The following is a 17853-nucleotide window of genomic DNA, read 5'->3' on the forward strand; positions in this document are numbered from 1 at the left end:
TTAGGGTTCCCTATGTTCGATTCGCTGACCGAGGGGACGTGCATGTCGGAGGTGCCGCGAGGCGAGCGAGAGGTCCTCGACCTTCTGGGGATCGGCTTCGGCCCCGCCAACCTGGCGCTCGCGATCGCCGTGTCCGAACACAACTCCGCCGTGGACGAGCGGGAACGGGTGCGCGCGGCGTTCCTGGAACGCCAGGAGGCCTTCGGCTGGCACCGGGGGATGCTCATCGACGACGCCACCATGCAGGTGTCGTTCCTCAAGGACCTGGTGACGATGCGCAATCCCGCCAGCGACTTCAGCTTCCTGTCCTATTTGCACGAACAGGGTCGGCTCGTCGACTTCGTCAACCACAAGACGCTGTTCCCGCTGCGGGTGGAGTTCCACGACTACTTCCGCTGGGCCGCCGCCCGCGTGGACGACCTCGTGTCGTACGGCGTCGAGGTCGTGGCCGTGCGCCCCGTCGTCGAGGAGGGCGAACTCGTCCGGTTCGACGTGTCCACTCGCGACGGCACGGTGCGTTCGGCGCGCAACCTCGTCGTGGCGACCGGTCTGGTGCCGTCGCTGCCGGACGGACTGACCACGTCCGAGCACGTGTGGCACAGCAGCGGCCTGCTGCACAACGTGGACGGTGTCGAAGAGGCGTCGCGGTTCGTCGTGATCGGCGCCGGTCAGAGCGCCGCCGAGGTGACGGCGATGCTGCACGAACGCTTCGCCGAGGCCGAGGTGTGCGCGGTGTTCTCGCGCTACGGCTACAGCCCGTCCGACGACAGCCCGTTCGCCAACCGGGTCTTCGATCCCGCCGCGGTGGACGAGTTCCACGCCGCGCCCCAAGAGGTTCGCGACCGGCTCCTCGCCTATCACGCCAACACGAACTACTCCGTGGTGGACCTCGAACTCATCGAGGACCTGTACCGCAGGCACTACCGCGAGACGGTGCTCGGGCGGCAGCGGTTGCGCGTCCTCAACACGTCGCGGGTCGCCGAGGTGGTGGAGACCGGCGACGGCGCGCGCGTCACGGTGGAGTCGCTCACCACGGGAGAGCGCACGGTGCTCGACGCCGACGTCGTGGTCTGCGCCACCGGCTACCGGCCCGGCGACGTGACGGCGTTGTTCGGGGACGCGGCGGCGGTGTTCCGGCGCGACGACGAAGGCCGGCCACTCGTCGCGCGCGACTACCGGATGCTCACCGACCTGGAAGGCGACGCCGCCGTGTACGTGCAGGGCGGCGCCACCGAGCACAGCCACGGCATCACCTCGTCGCTGCTGTCGAACAACGCGGTGCGCTCGCAGGAGATCCTCGACTCGGTGCTGCGCCGCGCGGCGACGTCCGGCACGCGCGCCGCCGAGACGTGTGCGACGCGGGTGGACCAGGTGGTCGGCGTGGCGGCTGCCGCCGGGGCCGGATGAGGGGGCCCGGCGGACCCGCGCCGAGGCCGAGCGACGTGGAGGGAGAGCGATGACGAACCCGTTCGACGACACCGAGGGCCGCTTCTTCGTGCTCGTCAACGACGAGGACCAGCACTCGCTGTGGCCGTCGTTCGTCGACGTGCCCGCAGGCTGGCGGATCGTCTTCGGTGAGGAGAGCAGGCAAGCCTGCCTCGACTACGTGGAAACCCACTGGAAGGACCTGCGCCCCGCCAGCCTCCGGTAACACCGTGTCCGCGAGTTGCGCACGCGTGTCCGCGCTTCCCGTACGCGTGTCCGCGAGCTGTGCACACGTGTCCGCACCTGCCGTACGGGGAGGTCGCGCCGCGGTGTCCGCCCGCCGCCAGCGCCCGTCACGCCGCCGCTCGACGTTCCGCGTGCACCGCGGCCTCCTCGACGAGCCGGGAGACGGTGCGGGGTGCGGCGAGTGACACGAGATGTCCCGCCTTCGGCACCACCACCAGTCGCCCCTCCGGGCAGGCGGCGAGGAACCGCTGCTCGTCGACCCGGAAGTGGTCCCGACTCCCGTTGACCAACAACACCGGGCCGGGACAGCGTGCCAGCTCGGAGAGGGGATCGAACCGGCAGAGCTCGTCGAGTGCGTCGGACACCGCCTCCGTGGCGAAGCCCCGTTCGGCGATCACCGACGCCGCCGACCTGCCCACGGCCGCGGTGAACAGCAGGCGGTTGAGCCGCTCGCCGCCGTCGGGGAGAGCGCCGAACAGGCTGCCGGCCAGGCGCAACGGCGTCGTGCGTGACGGACTGGGGATCGCGGTGCAGCCCAGCGCGACCAGTCCCGCGACCCGTTCGCCCAACCGCGCGGCCGCCGCCATCCCCACGTATCCGCCGAGCGACAGGCCCGCGACGAGGGCTCGGCCACCGAGGTCGTCGATCCGTTCGGCCACGGTGTCGACCGCGCTCACCAGCGTGAACCGTCGCCCGCGTCGGAGTCCGTGTCCGGGCAGGTCGGGCGCGGACACCGGACGATGTCGGCCGACCTCGTGCAGTTGTGGACGCCACATCGTGCTGCTGACGCGAAGGCCGTGCAGGAACACCACGGGCAACGGCGTGTCGACCATGACACCTCCCTTCAGTGCAACGCAACGTTGCGTTGTGTTGTCACCGTACCGGTCCCGCGGTGTGCTGTGGACAGTGCGTACGCTCGGCGCGTGGACGACAGGCTCCCGGGGAGTCGGCGCGCCGGTCGCGGCCCCCGCCAGGCGCAGAAGATCTACCGCGTGACGCTCGACCTGCTGGCCGAATGCGGGTACGACGACCTGACCGTCGAAGGTGTGGCCGCCCGGGCGGGAGTGAACAAGACGACGATCTACCGCTGGTGGAGCGACAAGGACGCGTTGCTGGGCGCCGCGCTGGTCCAGTCCGACCTGCTGCGTCTCACGGTGCCGGACACCGGCAGCCTGCGAGGCGACCTACGCGGGCTCGTGCGCGAGCTCGTGGAGTTGATGACCGGTGAGGCCACGTCCCGGGTCGTCGTGGCGGCCCTGGGCGCGGTCGCGGGACGCCCGCGTCTGGAGTGGTTGGCGCGCGAGTTCGTCGCCGATCGGCTGTCCGGCGAGCGGGCCGTGTTCGATCGTGCGGTCGCGCGCGGGGAGCTGCGCGCGGCGGTGGAGCCGGCGGTGATCGTGGATCTGCTCGCCGGTGCGGTGTGGTCGCGCGTGATGTTGCGGCAGGCGCCGGTGTCGGAGGAGTTCGCCGAGCAGGTCGTGGACGTGGTGTTGGGCGGCTGTCTGTCGTGAGCCGTCCCGGGGTACTCCGTACGGGAACTGCGGACACGCGTGCGCAACTCGCGGACACGCGTACGGGAAGGGCGGACACGTGTGCGTAGGCTGCGGACACGGTCACGTAGTCTGGACCGCTCATCGGCGGTTCGGTTAGCCTTACCTTATGTCACTGGCCGCGCCCGCCTCACCCGATTCGGGGACCGAACCGGGTGGTCAGGCCATCGCCGCTCGTCGCTGGGCGCAACTGCTGCGGGCGGGCGGACTGGTGGTCGCCACGGTCGCCCTCGTGCTGATCGCGTTGCTGAGCATCTGGCTGGGTTCGCGCGACATCCCGTTCACCGACACCTGGGACGTGCTGCTGCACCCGGAGGCCTGGGCGGGCTCCGACACGGCGGTGATCATCCACGACTACCGGATTCCACGCACGCTGCTCGGAATCGTGGCCGGTCTGGCGCTGGGGCTCTCCGGTGCGTTGATGCAGGCGCTGACGCGCAACCCGCTCGCGGAACCGGGCCTGCTCGGGGTCAACACGGGCGCGTCGACGGGCATGGTCCTGGCGATCGCCTTCCTCGGGGTCACCTCGGTACTCGGCTACGTGTGGTTCGCCCTCGTGGGCGCCGCGCTCGCCTCGCTCGTGGTGTACGTGCTCGGCGCGACGGGCCGGGGCGCAGCGAGCCCGGAGCGGCTGGTGCTGGCCGGTGCGGCGATCACCGCCGTGCTCTACGCGTTCAACACGGCCGTGCTTCTGTCGAACCCCGAGGCGTACGACGAGTACCGCTTCTGGATGGTCGGGTCGCTGGCCGGGCGCTACTACGACGTGCTGCTGCCGGTGCTGCCGTTCGTGGTGGTGGGCGCGGTCGTCGCGCTGTTGCTGATGCGGCCTCTCAACGCGCTGTCCATGGGGGACGACGTCGGCCGGGCCCTCGGAGCCCGGCCCGGTCTCACCCGGGCGGCCGGAGCCGTTGCGGTGACGCTGCTGTGTGGTGCGGCCACGGCCGCCATCGGGCCGATCGCGTTCGTGGGTCTCGCGGTGCCGCACGCCGCGCGTCTGCTGGTGGGGCCGGACCAGCGTTGGGTGCTGCCGTACTCGCTGGTGCTCGCGCCGCTGCTGCTCGTGGGATCCGACGTGGTGGGCCGCGTGATCGCTCCGCCCAGCGAGGTGCAGGTCGGCATCGTGACGGCGGTGATCGGGGTGCCCGTGTTCTGCCTGTTGTGCCGACGACGGAGGCTGTCGAGCCTGTGAGCGACGAGACCCCTACCTCCACGCCGACCGCGTCCGTCGCGGTCCGTCCCGTCACCGGTCGGGTGCTGCGCACGCGCGGTGAGGGTGTCGCGTTGCGCCTGTCCACGCGGACGCTGGTCGTCGGTGTGTCGCTGGCGCTGGCCCTTCTCGCCACGGCGACGATCACGCTGACCACGGGCGAGTTCGAGGTGTCGTTGTCGGAGGTCCTCGCCGTGCTCGTGGGGCAGGGCGACGGCGCCGCCGACTTCATCGTGGGCACCCTGCGGCTTCCTCGGCTGCTCACGGCCGTCTTCGTGGGAGCGGGTCTCGCCGTGAGCGGGGCGATCCTGCAGAGCCTGCTGCGCAACCCGCTCGGCAGTCCGGACTTCGTGGGCTTCACCAACGGCGCGTCGACCGGCGCCCTTGTGATGATCATCGTCGTCGGCGGCACGATGACGCAGGTCGCGGTCGGTGCGCTGGTCGGCGGGCTGGTCACGGCGCTGCTGGTCTACGTGCTGTCGTACCGGCGGGGCGTGCAGGGCTACCGGTTCGTGCTCATCGGCGTGGGTATCAATGCCCTCGCGTTGTCGGTGAACTCCTACCTGATCACCCGCGCGGACATCTACGACGCCGTGAGCGCGCAGGCGTGGCTGGTCGGCAGCGTCAACAGCCGCAGCTGGGACCACGTCGCCGTGTCGGGGCTGGCGCTCGCCGTGTTGCTTCCTCTGGCGCTGAGCCAGGTTCGCGCGTTGTCGATGCTGGAACTCGGGGACCAGTCCGCGACGGCGCTCGGTGTGGGTGTCCAGCGCAGCCGGGCGATCCTCATCGCGTCGAGCGTGCTGCTGGCCGGGTTCGCCACGGCGGCGGCCGGGCCGATCTGGTTCGTCGCGCTCGCCGCACCGCAACTGGCGCGGCGGCTCACGCGCGGCGCCGCGCCGGGGCTGGTCACGTCGGCGCTCATGGGCGCGTTGCTGCTGGCCGTCAGCGACCTGGCGATGGACCGGCTGTTCCCCGCCCAGCAGTTGCCCGTCGGTACCGCCACGGGCTGTGTGGGCGGGCTGTACCTGATGTGGTTGTTGGCGTCCGAGTGGCGCGGAAAGGGCAGGTACGCGTGAGCGAATCGACACCGACGCGCAGTGGGGCGGGCAGCAGGCTGCGCGCCGAGAACCTCACCCTCGCCTACGACGACGCCGTGGTGGCGAGGGACCTCGGGGTCTCGGTGCCGGACGGGTCGTTCACCGTGATCGTCGGACCGAACGCGTGCGGGAAGTCGACGCTGCTGAAGGCGCTGGCCCGGATGCTTAAACCGGACGCGGGGGCGGTGTACCTCGACGGGAAGGCCATCAGCGGTTACCGCTCGCGGGAGGTGGCGCGGAGGCTCGGGCTGCTGCCGCAGAGCTCCATCGCGCCGAGCGGTATCACGGTCGGCGATCTCGTGGCGCGGGGCCGCTACCCGCACCAGCGGCTGCTGCGGCAGTGGTCGTCGCAGGACGAGGCCGTGGTGGTCGAGTCGATGCGGCGGACGGGCGTGGCCGAGCTGGCGAATCGCCTGGTCGACGAGCTGTCGGGTGGTCAGCGGCAGCGGGTGTGGCTCGCGATGGTGCTGGCGCAGCAGACGCCGATCCTGCTGCTCGACGAGCCGACGACGTTCCTCGACATCGCCCACCAGATCGAGGTCCTGGACCTCTGTGCCGACCTGAACGCCGACTCGGGGCACACGCTGGTGGCGGTGCTGCACGACCTCAACCAGGCCTGCCGCTACGCCACCAACCTCATCGTGCTCGCCCCGGGCGGGCGGATCGCCGCGCAGGGCGACCCGTCCGAGATCGTCACCGCCGAGCTGATCGCCGACGTGTTCGGACTGCCGTGCCGCGTCATCGACGACCCGGAGACGGGCACGCCGATGATCGTGCCCGCCGCCCGTCGCCGGTCGCGCTCAGAAGACGACGGTCCGGTTGCCGTGCACGAGCACGCGGCTCTCTAGGTGCCAGCGCAGGCCGCGTGCGAGCGTGACCTTCTCGATGTCGCGGCCCTTGCGCACCATGTCGGCCACGGTGTCGCGGTGGTCGACCCGGATGACGTCCTGCTCGATGATCGGCCCCGCGTCGAGGTCCGCCGTCACGTAGTGGCAGGTCGCGCCCACCAGCTTGACGCCGCGCGCGTAGGCCTGGTGGTAGGGGCGGGCGCCGATGAACGACGGCAGGAAGCTGTGGTGGATGTTGATCGCCCGGCCGCTCCACGCCTCGCACAGCTCGGGCGGCAGGATGCGCATGAACCGCGCGAGCACCACCGCGTGCGGATCGTGCTCGTCGACGAGCTTCGCGATCTCCGCGAACGCCGCGGCGTTGTCGCCGTCGAACGGCACGTGGTGGAACGGGATGCCGTGGGCCCGGGTGATGTCGGCGAGCGTCTCGTGATTGCCGATCACGGCCCGCACGTCGGCGTCGAGTTCGCCGGAGGCCACGCGACCCAGCAGGTCGTACAGGCAGTGGCCGTCCTTCGACACCAGGATCACCACGCGGCGGCGTTCGCCGGTGTCGTCGACCCGCCAGTCGGTCTCCGATCCGAGTGAGCGGGCCACGCCGTCGAACCGGGCGCGGAGCTCGTCGACGTCGAAGGGAACCGAGTCGGCCCGCACCGCCTGGCGTGTGAAGAACCAGCCCGTGTCCGGGTCGGTGTGGTAGGCGGCCTCGACGATCCACCCTCCGATCTCGGCGAGGAAGGAGGAGATCCGGGACACGATCCCTCTGCGGTCCGGGCAGCCGAAGGTGATGACGTACTGGCGTTCCTGCACGGCCACGGATTATCCGCTGGTCATGGTGGCGGTGCGCCCGGTGGGCGGTCCTTTCGTGACGTGGGAGACGTCACGGTGAGCGGTCACGATCGCCCGGCCGGGCCGGGGACACCGTGTGCCAGGGCACGGTGAGCTCGCCGAGTCGCCAACGGCGGGGCCTGCCGAGCACCGGCCAGCCCTGGGCGGCGAGCGCGCGCACGGCCTCGGTCCAGCGAGCTCGGGGGCCGAACGCGCCGTACGGGGCCGCCGCGGCCCAGCAGGCGTCCAGGCCGGACAGCAGGGCGTGCACCGGCTCGCCCGCGACGTTGTGGTGGATGAGCGCTTTGGGCAGCCGCTCGGCCAACGTGGACGGCCGTTCGAGGCTCGCGGTGCGGCAGGAGAACGTGAGGGTGCGGGGGCCGTCGTGCGTCACCGTGACCCACGTGCACAACCGGCCGATCTCGTCGCACGTGCCCTCCACGAGCACGCCGCCGGGGGCGATGCCGGCCAGCATGGCGTCCCACGACGGCACCACGTCGGCCTCCGAGTACTGCCGGAGCACGTTGAAGGCCCGCACGACGACGGGCCGGGTGCCGGCGAGTTCGAAGCCGCCCCGCCGGAAGTCCAGCCGCGGGGGAGTGGCGACGAGCCTGCCCGCGGCCACGCGTTCGGGGTCGAGTTCGAGCCCCAGCACGCGGACGTCGGCGCGCACGGTCGACAGGCGCTGCGCGAGTTCCACCGTGGTGACGGGTGAGGCGCCGTAGCCGAGATCGACCACGAGCGGGTCGGCCGCCCGCAGCAGCGCGCCGCGGACCAGCGGGTCCCATGTCATCCAGCGGTCGATCCTGCGGAGCCGGTTGGGATTGGTCGTACCTCTCGTCGGTGTGCCGACGGGTTTCAGCGCGCGAGCCATTGCTCCGTGGCGCGGGCCTCGGACTCCAGCAGTTGCGTGACCTGGTCGACCACGAATCTCTCGATCTTGCCGCCGACCAGGGGCACCGGCACCGACACCTCGCCGCGCGTGGTCTGGACGGAGCCGGTGCCGCCGGGCGCGAGCTCGACGTCGGCGGTGATCCGGCCGGGGATGTCGGCCACCTCGACGGTGATGGTCCCGGTGGCACGATCACTATCGCCCTCGCGGGTCCAGACATGCCGGCGTTGCACGCTCAGATCACCCGATCGCAGGGTGCGGATGAGGGACGGCAGCTTGTCCGCCGGGATGCCCTGCACGAGCGTGTACCGGGCACCGTGTTCGGTCACCTCGTGGTCGCGTAGCTCCGACCTCTCGCCGCCGACCTGCCTCAGACGGGCACGCAGCGCCTCCGCGTCGGTCTGGGCTGCGTAGGCGTCGGCGACGCTGTGCGCGAACGTCGCCCGGTGCTCGATACGGGTCGCCATGGCGGGGACAGTACCGTCTGAGGACGTGAGCAGTGTCGAAACGGTCGGCCCGAGCAACCTGTCCGAGCACACCACCCTGAGGCTCGGTGGGCCCGCGCGGCGTGTCGTCGTGGCCGAGACCACCGACGACCTCGTGGCCCACGTGCGCAAGCTCGACGAGGCGGGTGAGCCCGTCCTGCTGGTGGGCGGTGGCTCCAACCTCGTCGTGGGCGACGCCGGGTTCGACGGCACCGTCGTGCGCATCGCCGCCACCGGGTGGAGCGACGACTTCCGCACGGTCGCGGCGGGGCAGGACTGGGACGCCTACGTGGGCGCCACGGTGGAGGCCGGTCTCGGCGGCCTGGAATGCCTCTCCGGCATCCCCGGCTGCGCGGGGGCCACGCCGATCCAGAACGTCGGCGCGTACGGCTGCGAGACCAGCCAGGTGCTGGAGTCGCTGGAGTTGTACGACCGCCGTGCCCGGCAGGTACGGACCGTCGCCGCCGAGGAACTCGGGTTCGCCTACCGCACCAGCGTGCTCAAGGGCACGGACTCGGGTGTGGTGCTGTCGGTGCGCTTCCGCCTGTCGGAGGACGGACTCTCCGCGCCCGTCCGCTACGCCGAGCTCGCGCGCACGCTCGGTGTGGAGATCGGGGCCAGGGTTCCCGCGAAGGAGGTCCGCGAGGCGGTGCTCGCGCTGCGGCGCGGCAAGGGCATGGTGCTCGACCCGCACGACCACGACACGTGGAGCGCGGGCTCGTTCTTCACCAACCCCATCGTGGCCGAGGACGACGTCGCCGACGTGCTCGCCCGGATCGGCGACGTGGTGGGGACCGAGGCCGCGGTGCCCCGCTACCCGGCCGACGGCGGCATCAAGCTGTCCGCCGCCTGGCTCATCGAACGCGCCGGGTTCGCGAAGGGCCACGCCGGGCCGGGCGGTCGCGTGTCGCTCTCGACGAAGCACACGCTCGCGCTCACCAACAGGGGTGGGGCCACGACCGCCGACCTGCTGGCGCTCGCGCGCGAGGTGCGCGACGGCGTCCACGAGCGGTTCGGTGTCGAGCTGCGGCCCGAACCCCTGCTGGTGAACTGCGAGCTCTGACCGACCACCCGGTTCCGGCGGTTCCGCCGCTTCACTGCCGGTGCGCGCGGCTGCCGTTGTACTGCGCCCGCGGCTTCACGACGATCTGGTCGAGGTTCACGTGCGGCGGGCGGGTCGCGGCGAACGCGATGACCTCGGCGACGTCCTGCGCCGTCAACGGCGTCAGGCCCTCGTAGACCTTGGCCGCACGCTCGCTGTCGCCGTCGAACCGCACGAGGGAGAACTCCGTCTCCACCATCCCCGGGATGATCTCGGTGACCCGCAACGGGTCACCGAGGTGCTCCGAGCGCAGGGTCCGGTGCAGGGCCGACTGGGCGTGTTTGGCCGACGTGTAGCCCGCGCCGCCGTCGTAGACCTCGTGACCCGCGATGGACGTCACGGTGATGACGTGGCCGTCGCCGGACGCGAGCAGCGTCGGCAGCAACGCCTTGGTCACCCGCATGGTGCCCAGCACATTGGTCTCCCACATCCACCGCCAGTGCTCCTCGTCGGCGTCCTCCACGCGTTCGAGGCCCTTCGCGCCACCCGCGTTGTTCACCAGCACGTGGCACTCCGTCACCTGGTCCGCGAACGCGGCAACGGAGTCGGCGTCGGTGACGTCGAGGGGGAGTGCGGTGCCCGACAGCTCCTCGGCGAGCGGACGCAGCCGTTCGAGGCGGCGGGCGCCGAGGACGACGTGGAAGCCGGCGGCGGCGAGGGCACGCGCGGCGGCCTCGCCGATCCCGGCACTGGCTCCTGTGATGACTGCCGTTCGGGTGTTCATGACCACCGATGCTGCCAGGTAGTGTGGTCGTGCTCAGCGGGGGTTCACGGTGTGGGCAGCGTGCTGCGAAGGGATCTGACAGGGCGGATGAGGTCGGAAGTCGTCGGTGCGTCAGGGGTCCGGATCGGAGTGCGTGTCGGCGGCCAACGCCGGGCGCCCGCGATCGTGTTCGTCCACGGCTGGGCGCAGTCGGCCCGCGTCTGGGACACGCAGTTCGCCGACCCGGAGCTCTCCCGGTTCCACCTGCTCGCCCCCGACCTGCGAGGCCACGGCAGTTCCGAGGTTCCCGAGGGCGGATACGACGACCCGGCCGCGTGGGCGGACGACCTCGCGGCGGTGCTCGACCTGGCCGGTGGCGACGCGGTGGTGGTGGGCTGGTCCTACGGCGGTCTGGTCATCGCCGACTACCTGCGCACCCACGGCACGCGCGGGCTGGCGGGCCTCGTCTTCGTCGGCGCGATCACCGAGATCGGCAAGGGCCGTCCCGGTGGACGGGTGGGCCCGGCGATGGCGGGTGCGCTGCCCGCCGCGCTGTCCGACGACGTCGACGTCGCTCTCCCCGCACTGACGGCGCTGGGTGAGGGCATGGCCGCGCAGCCCGTGCCCGGCGAGGTCGAGCAGGCGTTGCTCGGCACGAGCCTGGCCGTGCCGCCGCGCGTCCGTCGGGCGCTGTTCCGGCGGGACATCGGCAGCGCGGACGCCCTCTCCGCCGTCGACGTCCCGGCGCTGGTGCTGCACGGCACCGACGACGCCGTCGTGGACGTCACCGCCGGCGAGTACACCGCCGGGAAGATTGAGGGGGCGTCGACGCGTTGGTGGTCAGGGGTGGGCCATCTTCCGTTCGTCGAGTCCGCGCGCGAGTTCGACACCACACTGCGGGGGTTCGCCGAACAGGCCTTCGACGACGCTGAAGGCAATCTCGGCCGAGCAGAAAGGTGAATCGGTGACGATCTCCCGGCACCGGGCGGCTTCGCGGCCGCGCCGGATCGCGGTGCTGTCCGTGCACACGTCGCCGCTGGAGCAACCCGGCACGAAGGACGCGGGCGGCATGAACGTCTACATCTCCCAGACGGCGGTGGAGATGGCGCGTCGCGGAACGAGTGTCGAGGTGTTCACGCGCGCGACGTCGTCCGACCAGCCACCGGTGGTGGAGCTCGCGCCCGGTGTGCTCGTGCGACACGTCCCCGCCGGACCGTTCGAGCCGCTGACTCGGGGCGAACTGCCGTCGCAGCTCTGCGCGTTCACGTCGGGGGTGCTGCGTACCGAGGCGTTCCAGGAGCCGGGCTACTACGACCTCATCCACTCGCACTACTGGCTGTCCGGCCAGGTCGGCTGGCTGGCGCGGGAACGCTGGGGTGTTCCCCTGGTCCACACGGCCCACACGCTGGCGAAGGTGAAGAACGCCGCGCTGGCGCACGGCGACACCCCCGAGCCGCGCACCCGGGTCATCGGCGAGGAGCAGGTGGTGGCCGAGGCCGACCGCCTCGTGGTGAACACCGAGGTCGAGGCCGAGCAGCTGGTGAGGCTCTACGGTGCCGATCCCGACGCCGTGCGGACCGTCTCGCCGGGGGTCGACCTGGACCGGTTCCGGCCCGGCGGCGTCGAGGGGGCCCGGGCCGCGCTGGGCCTGTCGCCCGAGGCGGTCGTCCTCGCGTTCGCGGGGCGCATCCAGCCGCTGAAGGCGCCGGACGTGCTGCTGAAGGCCGCGGCGACGCTCGTGCGCCGCGATCCGGAGCTGCGTCGTCGGCTGGTCGTGCTCGTCGCGGGCGGAGCCTCGGGAACGGGCCTGGACCAACCGGCGTCGCTGCGTCGGCTCGCGGGCGAGCTGGGCATCGCCGATCTCGTGCGCTTCCTGCCGCCGCAGGGCGGTCAGGACCTCGTCAACGTCTACCGCGCGGCGGACGTCGTCGCGGTGCCCAGCCACAACGAGTCGTTCGGGCTGGTCGCCCTCGAAGCGCAGGCGTGTGGCACGCCGGTGGTGGCCGCGCGGGTCGGCGGCCTGCCCGTCGCCGTCGCCGACGGTGAGTCCGGGGTGCTGGTGCCGTCCCACGCGCCCGACGACTGGGCCGATGCGCTCGCGCGGGTCGCGTTGCGTCCGGCGGTGCGGGCGGCCTTGGCTCGCGGAGCCTCCCGCCATGCGGCCCGGTTCTCGTGGCAGCGCACCACGGAGGCGCTGCTGGACACGTACGCGGAAGCCACGAGGGCCTTCCACGGCACGGCACTGGAGGTGGCGGTGTGAGCACCGGCTCCGAACACTCGCGGGTGGACGAACTGATCCGGTCGACGGTCGACGCGGCGGGTCTGGACTACCACCGCCGCCGCGCGGGTGTGTATTTCGTCACCCTGCCCGGCACCAAGAAGCTCCAGACCAACTGCTGGCTCATCGCGAGGGAACACTCGCTGGCCGTCGAGGCGTTCGTGTGCCGGCGGCCGGACGAGGCGCACGAGGACGTCTACCGGTTCCTGTTGCGCCGCAACGCGAAGCTTTACGGGGTGCACTACACCATCGACTCGGTCGGCGACATCTACCTCGTCGGCCGGTTCGGTCTGGACACCGTGACCGAGCCGGAGCTCGACAAGGTGCTGGGGCAGGTCCTCGAAGCGGCAGACGGCGATTTCAACACGCTGCTGGAGATCGGTTTCGCGACCTCGATCCGGCGGGAGTGGGACTGGCGGGTCTCCCGCGGTGAGTCGCTCGCGAACCTCAAGGCGTTCGAGCACCTGGTGCGGCCCGAGCAGGAGCACACTCCGGGGTCGCTGACGTCCGACTGAGCGCGTGCCGCTGTTGCCCGGAAGGTCACACCGGGAACCCGGCGGCGAGGAAGATCGTTGATCTGTTCGAGCGGACGTGGTGGACATCCGCGGTGTCGCGGGGCGGCTCGAGGGAGGGGGGAGTCGCGAACTCGAGCCGCCCCGCTGACGTTCCCGCCGCGTGGACCCGGTGGCGAGGGGGATGCCAACGGGGCCGGCGGGGCCGCAGCTCGGCAGGGGGGAGACGAGCTGCGCCTACGCCCGCGATCGGTCGGGGAGTGCGTGGTGACCGACCGAGCGGGTTGTAGTCAACTTGTCAGACTCGGGTCTGTAATCACAAGACTACGCAGTACCCCAATAGGGTGAAATTCGCCCCCTTGGTTAACGCGGCGCGATTTCCGTCCCGTCCTTGAGAAGTTGTTGGCAGCTTGCCCGTGAGAAGGGTGAAGATCAAGAGGCTTCAGCAGCACCCTGCGTAGAAATCGCAGGTCGACGTGCATGGCCGGAACACCCGTTCGGCGGCATGGCAGGCTGGAGGCATGGCCGAACTTGGAACCCTGGTGCTGCTGCGACACGGGCAGAGCACGTGGAATGCGGAGAACCTGTTCACAGGCTGGGTCGACGTCCCGCTGTCCGAGCAGGGGGAGACGGAAGCGCGACGCGGTGGTGAACTCCTCGTCGAGGCGAACCTGCTCCCGGACGTCGTCCACACGTCCCTGCTGCGGCGTGCGATCTCGACGGCGAACATCGCCCTCGACGCCGCCGACCGCCACTGGATCGACGTACGCCGGGACTGGCGGCTCAACGAGCGCCACTACGGCGCGCTCCAGGGCAAGGACAAGAAGCAGACGCTGGAGCAGTTCGGCGAGGAGCAGTTCATGCTGTGGCGGCGCTCGTACGACACCCCGCCGCCGCCCATCGAGGCCGACAGCGAGTACAGCCAGGAAGGCGACCCCCGCTACGCCGGACTCGGTGACGCGATGCCGCGGACGGAGTGCCTCAAGGACGTGGTGGCGCGGCTGCTGCCGTACTGGGAGTCGGCGATCGTCCCCGACCTCCGGGCGGGGCGCACGGTGCTGGTGGCCGCGCACGGCAACTCGCTGCGCGCGCTCGTGAAGCACCTCGACGGCATCTCCGACGACGACATCGCCGGGCTCAACATCCCGACGGGCATCCCGCTGCGCTACGACCTGCGCGACGTCGACGGCGACCTTCGGCCGACGAACCCGGGCGGCACCTACCTCGATCCCGAGGAGGCGAAGCGGGCCGCCGCGGCGGTCGCGAGCCAGGGCCGCTGAGTCCCCCGCCGCGCGGCCGGGAGGTGAGGCGCCGCGAAGCCCGTTCCCGGCCGCGGGGTGAACGATTGATGACGCCGTGGCGAACAGGTGCCGGGCGGATGTCGCGACCGTCACGAGAAGACGTCGAGTACTAGGCCTTCGGGGTGGTTTCGTGCCTACGATGCCCCCGTGACGGCGCCCGCTACGTTCGCGCTGGCCATCGCCGCGTCGGTGATCGGCCTCCTCGTCGGTATCGCCCTTGGCCGCTCCGGGTTCGCCCGCAGGAGATCGGGTGCCCGCGGTCCCACGGCCGCCGAGCTGCTCGATCGGTTCGTCCGGTCCTCCAACAACGGCGTGCTGATCCTCAACCGCTTCGGTGACCTCGTGCTGCACAACCGGCGCGCCGAGGCGCTCGGCCTCGTACGGGCCAACCAGGCCGACGTCAGGGCCCGCAAGGCCGCGGAGCAGGTGGCCGGGACCGAGGAACCGACCGAGATCGACCTGTCCCCGCTCGCGGCGCGCAGCCGGGGACCCGCGGCGGTGCTCGGCGAGGTGCGCCCGCTCGGCGACGGCTTCACCGTCGTGGAAGCCGTGGACCACTCCGAGGCGGTGCGCCTGGAGGCGACCCGGCGGGACTTCGTGGCCAACGTCAGCCACGAGTTGAAGACTCCCGTCGGGGCCATGGCCCTGCTCGCCGAAGCGGTGCTCGACGCGGCCGACGACCCCGAGGAAGTCCGGCGGTTCAGCGAGAAGATCCTCCGCGAGTCGACCCGGCTGGGCAGGCTCGTGACCGAGCTGATCGCGCTCTCGCGGCTGCAGGGCGCCGAGAAGCTGCCCGAGCTCACCGTGGTGGACGTGGACGCGGTGGTGGCCGAGGCGCTCAGCCGCACCCGGCTCGCCGCCGAATCGGCCGACATCGAGATCACCACCGACAGCGTGAGCGACCTGCGCATGGTGGGCGACCACACGCTGCTCGTCACGGCGCTGTCGAACCTGCTGGACAACGCCGTGGCCTACTCGACGGCGGGCAGTCCCGTCTCGATCAGCCGCACACTGGTCGACGGCGCCGTCGAGATCTCCGTCACCGACCGCGGCATCGGGATCGCCGAGGCCGACCAGAAACGCGTGTTCGAACGCTTCTACCGCGCGGACAAGGCCCGGTCCCGAGCCACCGGCGGCACGGGCCTCGGCCTGGCGATCGTGAAGCACGTCGCCGCCAACCACGGTGGCGACGTCCGGTTGTGGAGCAGCCCGGGCGTCGGGTCGACGTTCACGCTGCGCATTCCGGCCCACCTCACCGACGAGGCTCCCGGGAACGGGACGCCCCGGACTCACTCGGCCGACGACGTCCGACTCAGCACATCGGCAGAGCTCCGCACCCGCGACGAGCAGGCCGTGCCCGCCGTCGCGCAGGAGAGCCTTGGAACAGGAGGAACGTCGTGACCAGGGTGTTGATCGTCGAGGACGAGGAGTCGTTCGCCGACCCGCTGGCCTTCCTGCTGCGGAAGGAGGGGTTCACCGCGGCGGTCGCCACCGACGGCAAGCAGGCCCTGGAGGAGTTCGACCGCACCGGCGCCGACATCGTCCTGCTCGACCTCATGCTGCCCGGCATGAGCGGTACCGACGTGTGCAAGCAGCTGCGGCAGCGCTCCAGCGTCCCGGTGATCATGGTGACGGCGCGGGACAGCGAGATCGACAAGGTCGTGGGCTTGGAGCTGGGCGCCGACGACTACGTGACGAAGCCGTACTCGGCGCGCGAGCTCATCGCCCGCGTGCGGGCGGTGCTCCGGCGGGGCGGGGAGCCGGCGGGCGACGGCCAGCAGGCCGAGCCCGTGCTGAGCGCCGGCCCCGTGCGCATGGACGTCGAGCGGCACGTGGTGACGGTGGACGGCACCGAGGTGTCGCTGCCGCTCAAGGAGTTCGACCTGCTGGAGTACCTGCTGCGCAACGTCGGCCGCGTGCTCACGCGCAGCCAGCTCATCGACCGGGTGTGGGGAGTCGACTACGTGGGCGACACCAAGACCCTCGACGTCCATGTCAAGCGTCTGCGGTCGAAGATCGAGCCCGACCCCGGTTCGCCGCGGCATCTGGTCACCGTTCGTGGGTTGGGCTATAAATTCGAAGCCTGACAGGGCACGTTCGGCGCAGCGCGACGACCGCCGAACGGTTCCCGCCCTATGTCACAGCGGTATCACGCGGCCGGACGGTACCGTAGGGCTTTGTGCGCCTAGGGGTACTCGACGTCGGGTCGAACACGGTCCATCTGTTGGTGGTGGACGCGCATCGTGGTGCCCACCCGACGCCGATGCACTCCGAGAAGACGGTGTTGCGCCTGGTCGAGCGGATCGACGCGAGCGGCGAGTTGGACAAGAAGGCGGCGGACGAGCTGGTGCTCGCGGTCGCCGACGCGCGCGACGCGGCCGGGCGGCTCGGCTGTGAGGAGGTCATGTCGTTCGCGACGTCGGCGATCAGGGACGCGGTCAACGCCGCCGAGGTGTTGCAGCGGGTCGCCGACGAGACGGGCATCGAGCTCCGCGTGGTGTCGGGTGAGCAGGAAGCGGCGTTGACGTTCCTCGCCGTGCGGCGGTGGTTCGGGTGGTCGGCCGGAAGGCTTCTGGTGCTCGACGTCGGTGGCGGCTCGTTGGAGATCGCGATGGGGGTCGACGAGGACCCGGAACTGGCCGTGTCGCTGCCCCTCGGTGCCGGACGTATCACGCGCACGCGGTTCGCGAACGACCCGCCGACCCGCTCCGAGGTGATCTCCACCATGGCGTGGCTCGACGACCGGCTCGCGGACCTCGCCGACCAGGTCGGCAGTGTCGGTGTGCCCGACCGGGTGGTGGCCACCTCGAAGACGTTCCGGACGCTGGCCCGGTTGACGGGTGCGGCGCCGTCGTCGGCGGGACCCCGGGTGAGCCGCGTGCTCACCCACGCGGGACTTCGCCAGCTCATCGCGTTCATCTCGCGGATGTCGTCGGACGACCTGGCGCAGCTGGAGGGCGTGAGTCCCAGCCGGGCCCACCAACTCGTCGCGGGCGCACTCGTGGCGGAGAGCACGATGCGGGCGTTGTCCCTCGAATCCTTGGAAATCTGTCCGTGGGCTCTTCGGGAGGGTGTCATCCTGCAACGGTTGGACCACTCCGACGGCACACAACAGACTCTGCTGACCGGCCGGAGGCGGGACGCATGATGCCTGGCTTCACACTGGACGTATCGAACGGGCGACGGGCACGGTGGAAGGGATGACTCGAGAGAGCGACGGCGGGCGGCCGCAGAAGACGGTGGCCGAACTCCTCGCCGAGCATGGCGGGCAGGTCGGCGGCACTCCGCGTCGTCGGCGGCGTCGTGCTGCCGAGGACGACGCGTCCGGTCATCAGCCGGGCATCACCGACACGGCGCCGCAGGCGATCATCGACAGGGT

General features: G+C 71.2%; 19 protein-coding genes. 14 read left to right on the forward strand and 5 right to left on the reverse strand.

All coding sequences use genetic code 11. The features are described from left to right. The first annotated feature begins 12 nt into the window (after positions 1-12). Together SACAZDRAFT_RS14685 and SACAZDRAFT_RS14690 are read left to right on the forward strand one after the other, a co-directional pair. Positions 13-1407: a lysine N(6)-hydroxylase/L-ornithine N(5)-oxygenase family protein gene (locus SACAZDRAFT_RS14685; protein WP_005442968.1), complete on the forward strand. Its 1395-nt coding sequence runs from the start codon at positions 13-15 to the stop codon at positions 1405-1407. A gap of 49 nt (positions 1408-1456) precedes the next feature. Then, complete coding sequence (locus SACAZDRAFT_RS14690) at positions 1457-1651, forward strand: MbtH family protein (RefSeq protein WP_005442970.1); 195 nt, start codon at positions 1457-1459, stop codon at positions 1649-1651. Positions 1652-1778: 127 nt separating this feature from the next. Here the strand turns inward: SACAZDRAFT_RS14690 and SACAZDRAFT_RS14695 are convergent, their stop codons facing one another. Then, entirely contained in the window at positions 1779-2504 is a 726-nt protein-coding gene (locus SACAZDRAFT_RS14695) for an alpha/beta fold hydrolase (RefSeq protein WP_005442972.1), read from the reverse strand. Positions 2505-2594: 90 nt separating this feature from the next. Between SACAZDRAFT_RS14695 and SACAZDRAFT_RS14700 the strand changes: the two genes are divergently transcribed. The 4 genes from SACAZDRAFT_RS14700 (at position 2595) to SACAZDRAFT_RS14715 (ending at position 6373) form a co-directional block, all read left to right on the forward strand. After that, entirely contained in the window at positions 2595-3182 is a 588-nt protein-coding gene (locus SACAZDRAFT_RS14700; RefSeq protein WP_050983472.1) for a TetR/AcrR family transcriptional regulator, read from the forward strand. A 148-nt stretch (positions 3183-3330) separates the two neighbouring features. Beyond that, positions 3331-4410, forward strand: a complete 1080-nt coding sequence (locus SACAZDRAFT_RS14705; protein ID WP_005442976.1) for a FecCD family ABC transporter permease — start codon at positions 3331-3333, stop codon at positions 4408-4410. Next, positions 4407-5504 carry a FecCD family ABC transporter permease gene (locus SACAZDRAFT_RS14710; protein WP_005442979.1) on the forward strand — a complete coding sequence of 366 codons (1098 nt, stop codon included), beginning with the start codon at positions 4407-4409 and terminating at the stop codon, positions 5502-5504. The genes SACAZDRAFT_RS14705 and SACAZDRAFT_RS14710 overlap by 4 nt, the downstream gene beginning before the upstream one ends. Continuing rightward, on the forward strand, positions 5501-6373 hold the full coding sequence (locus tag SACAZDRAFT_RS14715) for an ABC transporter ATP-binding protein (protein WP_005442980.1): 873 nt from the start codon (positions 5501-5503) through the stop codon (positions 6371-6373). The genes SACAZDRAFT_RS14710 and SACAZDRAFT_RS14715 overlap by 4 nt, the downstream gene beginning before the upstream one ends. Here the strand turns inward: SACAZDRAFT_RS14715 and purU are convergent. The 3 genes from purU to SACAZDRAFT_RS14730 all read right to left on the reverse strand — a co-directional run bounded on the left by purU (position 6326) and on the right by SACAZDRAFT_RS14730 (position 8560). Next, entirely contained in the window at positions 6326-7183 is an 858-nt protein-coding gene (purU, locus tag SACAZDRAFT_RS14720; RefSeq protein WP_037294577.1) for a formyltetrahydrofolate deformylase, read from the reverse strand. The genes SACAZDRAFT_RS14715 and purU overlap by 48 nt on opposite strands. A gap of 70 nt (positions 7184-7253) precedes the next feature. Beyond that, positions 7254-8075: a class I SAM-dependent methyltransferase gene (locus SACAZDRAFT_RS14725; protein WP_005442984.1), complete on the reverse strand. Its 822-nt coding sequence runs from the start codon at positions 8073-8075 to the stop codon at positions 7254-7256. Next, positions 8060-8560 carry a DUF2505 domain-containing protein gene (locus SACAZDRAFT_RS14730; RefSeq protein ID WP_005442985.1) on the reverse strand — a complete coding sequence of 167 codons (501 nt, stop codon included), beginning with the start codon at positions 8558-8560 and terminating at the stop codon, positions 8060-8062. The genes SACAZDRAFT_RS14725 and SACAZDRAFT_RS14730 overlap by 16 nt, the downstream gene beginning before the upstream one ends. A gap of 25 nt (positions 8561-8585) precedes the next feature. Here SACAZDRAFT_RS14730 and SACAZDRAFT_RS14735 point away from each other — a divergent pair, with 25 nt between their 5' ends. After that, complete coding sequence (locus tag SACAZDRAFT_RS14735; RefSeq protein ID WP_005442987.1) at positions 8586-9641, forward strand: UDP-N-acetylmuramate dehydrogenase; 1056 nt, start codon at positions 8586-8588, stop codon at positions 9639-9641. Between the two features lie 31 nt (positions 9642-9672). On the opposite strand, the gene SACAZDRAFT_RS14740 is transcribed toward SACAZDRAFT_RS14735, so the two are convergent. Continuing rightward, positions 9673-10404, reverse strand: coding sequence for an SDR family NAD(P)-dependent oxidoreductase (locus tag SACAZDRAFT_RS14740; protein ID WP_005442989.1), 732 nt, complete (start codon positions 10402-10404; stop codon positions 9673-9675). A gap of 87 nt (positions 10405-10491) precedes the next feature. Between SACAZDRAFT_RS14740 and SACAZDRAFT_RS14745 the strand changes: the two genes are divergently transcribed. The 7 genes from SACAZDRAFT_RS14745 (at position 10492) to SACAZDRAFT_RS14775 (ending at position 17622) form a co-directional block, all read left to right on the forward strand. After that, positions 10492-11343 carry an alpha/beta fold hydrolase gene (locus tag SACAZDRAFT_RS14745; protein ID WP_005442990.1) on the forward strand — a complete coding sequence of 284 codons (852 nt, stop codon included), beginning with the start codon at positions 10492-10494 and terminating at the stop codon, positions 11341-11343. A gap of 4 nt (positions 11344-11347) precedes the next feature. Beyond that, positions 11348-12643, forward strand: coding sequence for a D-inositol-3-phosphate glycosyltransferase (gene mshA / locus SACAZDRAFT_RS14750; protein WP_005442991.1), 1296 nt, complete (start codon positions 11348-11350; stop codon positions 12641-12643). Further along, positions 12640-13176 (forward strand): type III secretion system chaperone family protein, encoded by a 537-nt coding sequence (locus SACAZDRAFT_RS14755; protein ID WP_005442992.1) that lies wholly within the window; start codon positions 12640-12642, stop codon positions 13174-13176. The genes mshA and SACAZDRAFT_RS14755 overlap by 4 nt, the downstream gene beginning before the upstream one ends. Before the next feature lie 518 nt (positions 13177-13694). Next, positions 13695-14453 (forward strand): phosphoglyceromutase, encoded by a 759-nt coding sequence (locus SACAZDRAFT_RS14760; RefSeq protein ID WP_005442993.1) that lies wholly within the window; start codon positions 13695-13697, stop codon positions 14451-14453. A 168-nt stretch (positions 14454-14621) separates the two neighbouring features. Next, positions 14622-15875, forward strand: a complete 1254-nt coding sequence (locus tag SACAZDRAFT_RS14765; RefSeq protein ID WP_005442994.1) for a sensor histidine kinase — start codon at positions 14622-14624, stop codon at positions 15873-15875. Further along, on the forward strand, positions 15872-16561 hold the full coding sequence (locus SACAZDRAFT_RS14770) for a response regulator transcription factor (protein ID WP_005442995.1): 690 nt from the start codon (positions 15872-15874) through the stop codon (positions 16559-16561). The genes SACAZDRAFT_RS14765 and SACAZDRAFT_RS14770 overlap by 4 nt, the downstream gene beginning before the upstream one ends. Before the next feature lie 92 nt (positions 16562-16653). Then, entirely contained in the window at positions 16654-17622 is a 969-nt protein-coding gene (locus tag SACAZDRAFT_RS14775) for a Ppx/GppA phosphatase family protein (RefSeq protein WP_005442996.1), read from the forward strand. Positions 17623-17853 lie beyond the last annotated feature (231 nt).

Origin of the sequence: Saccharomonospora azurea NA-128 (genome assembly GCF_000231055.2) — a bacterium.
Lineage (GTDB): Bacteria > Actinomycetota > Actinomycetes > Mycobacteriales > Pseudonocardiaceae > Saccharomonospora > Saccharomonospora azurea.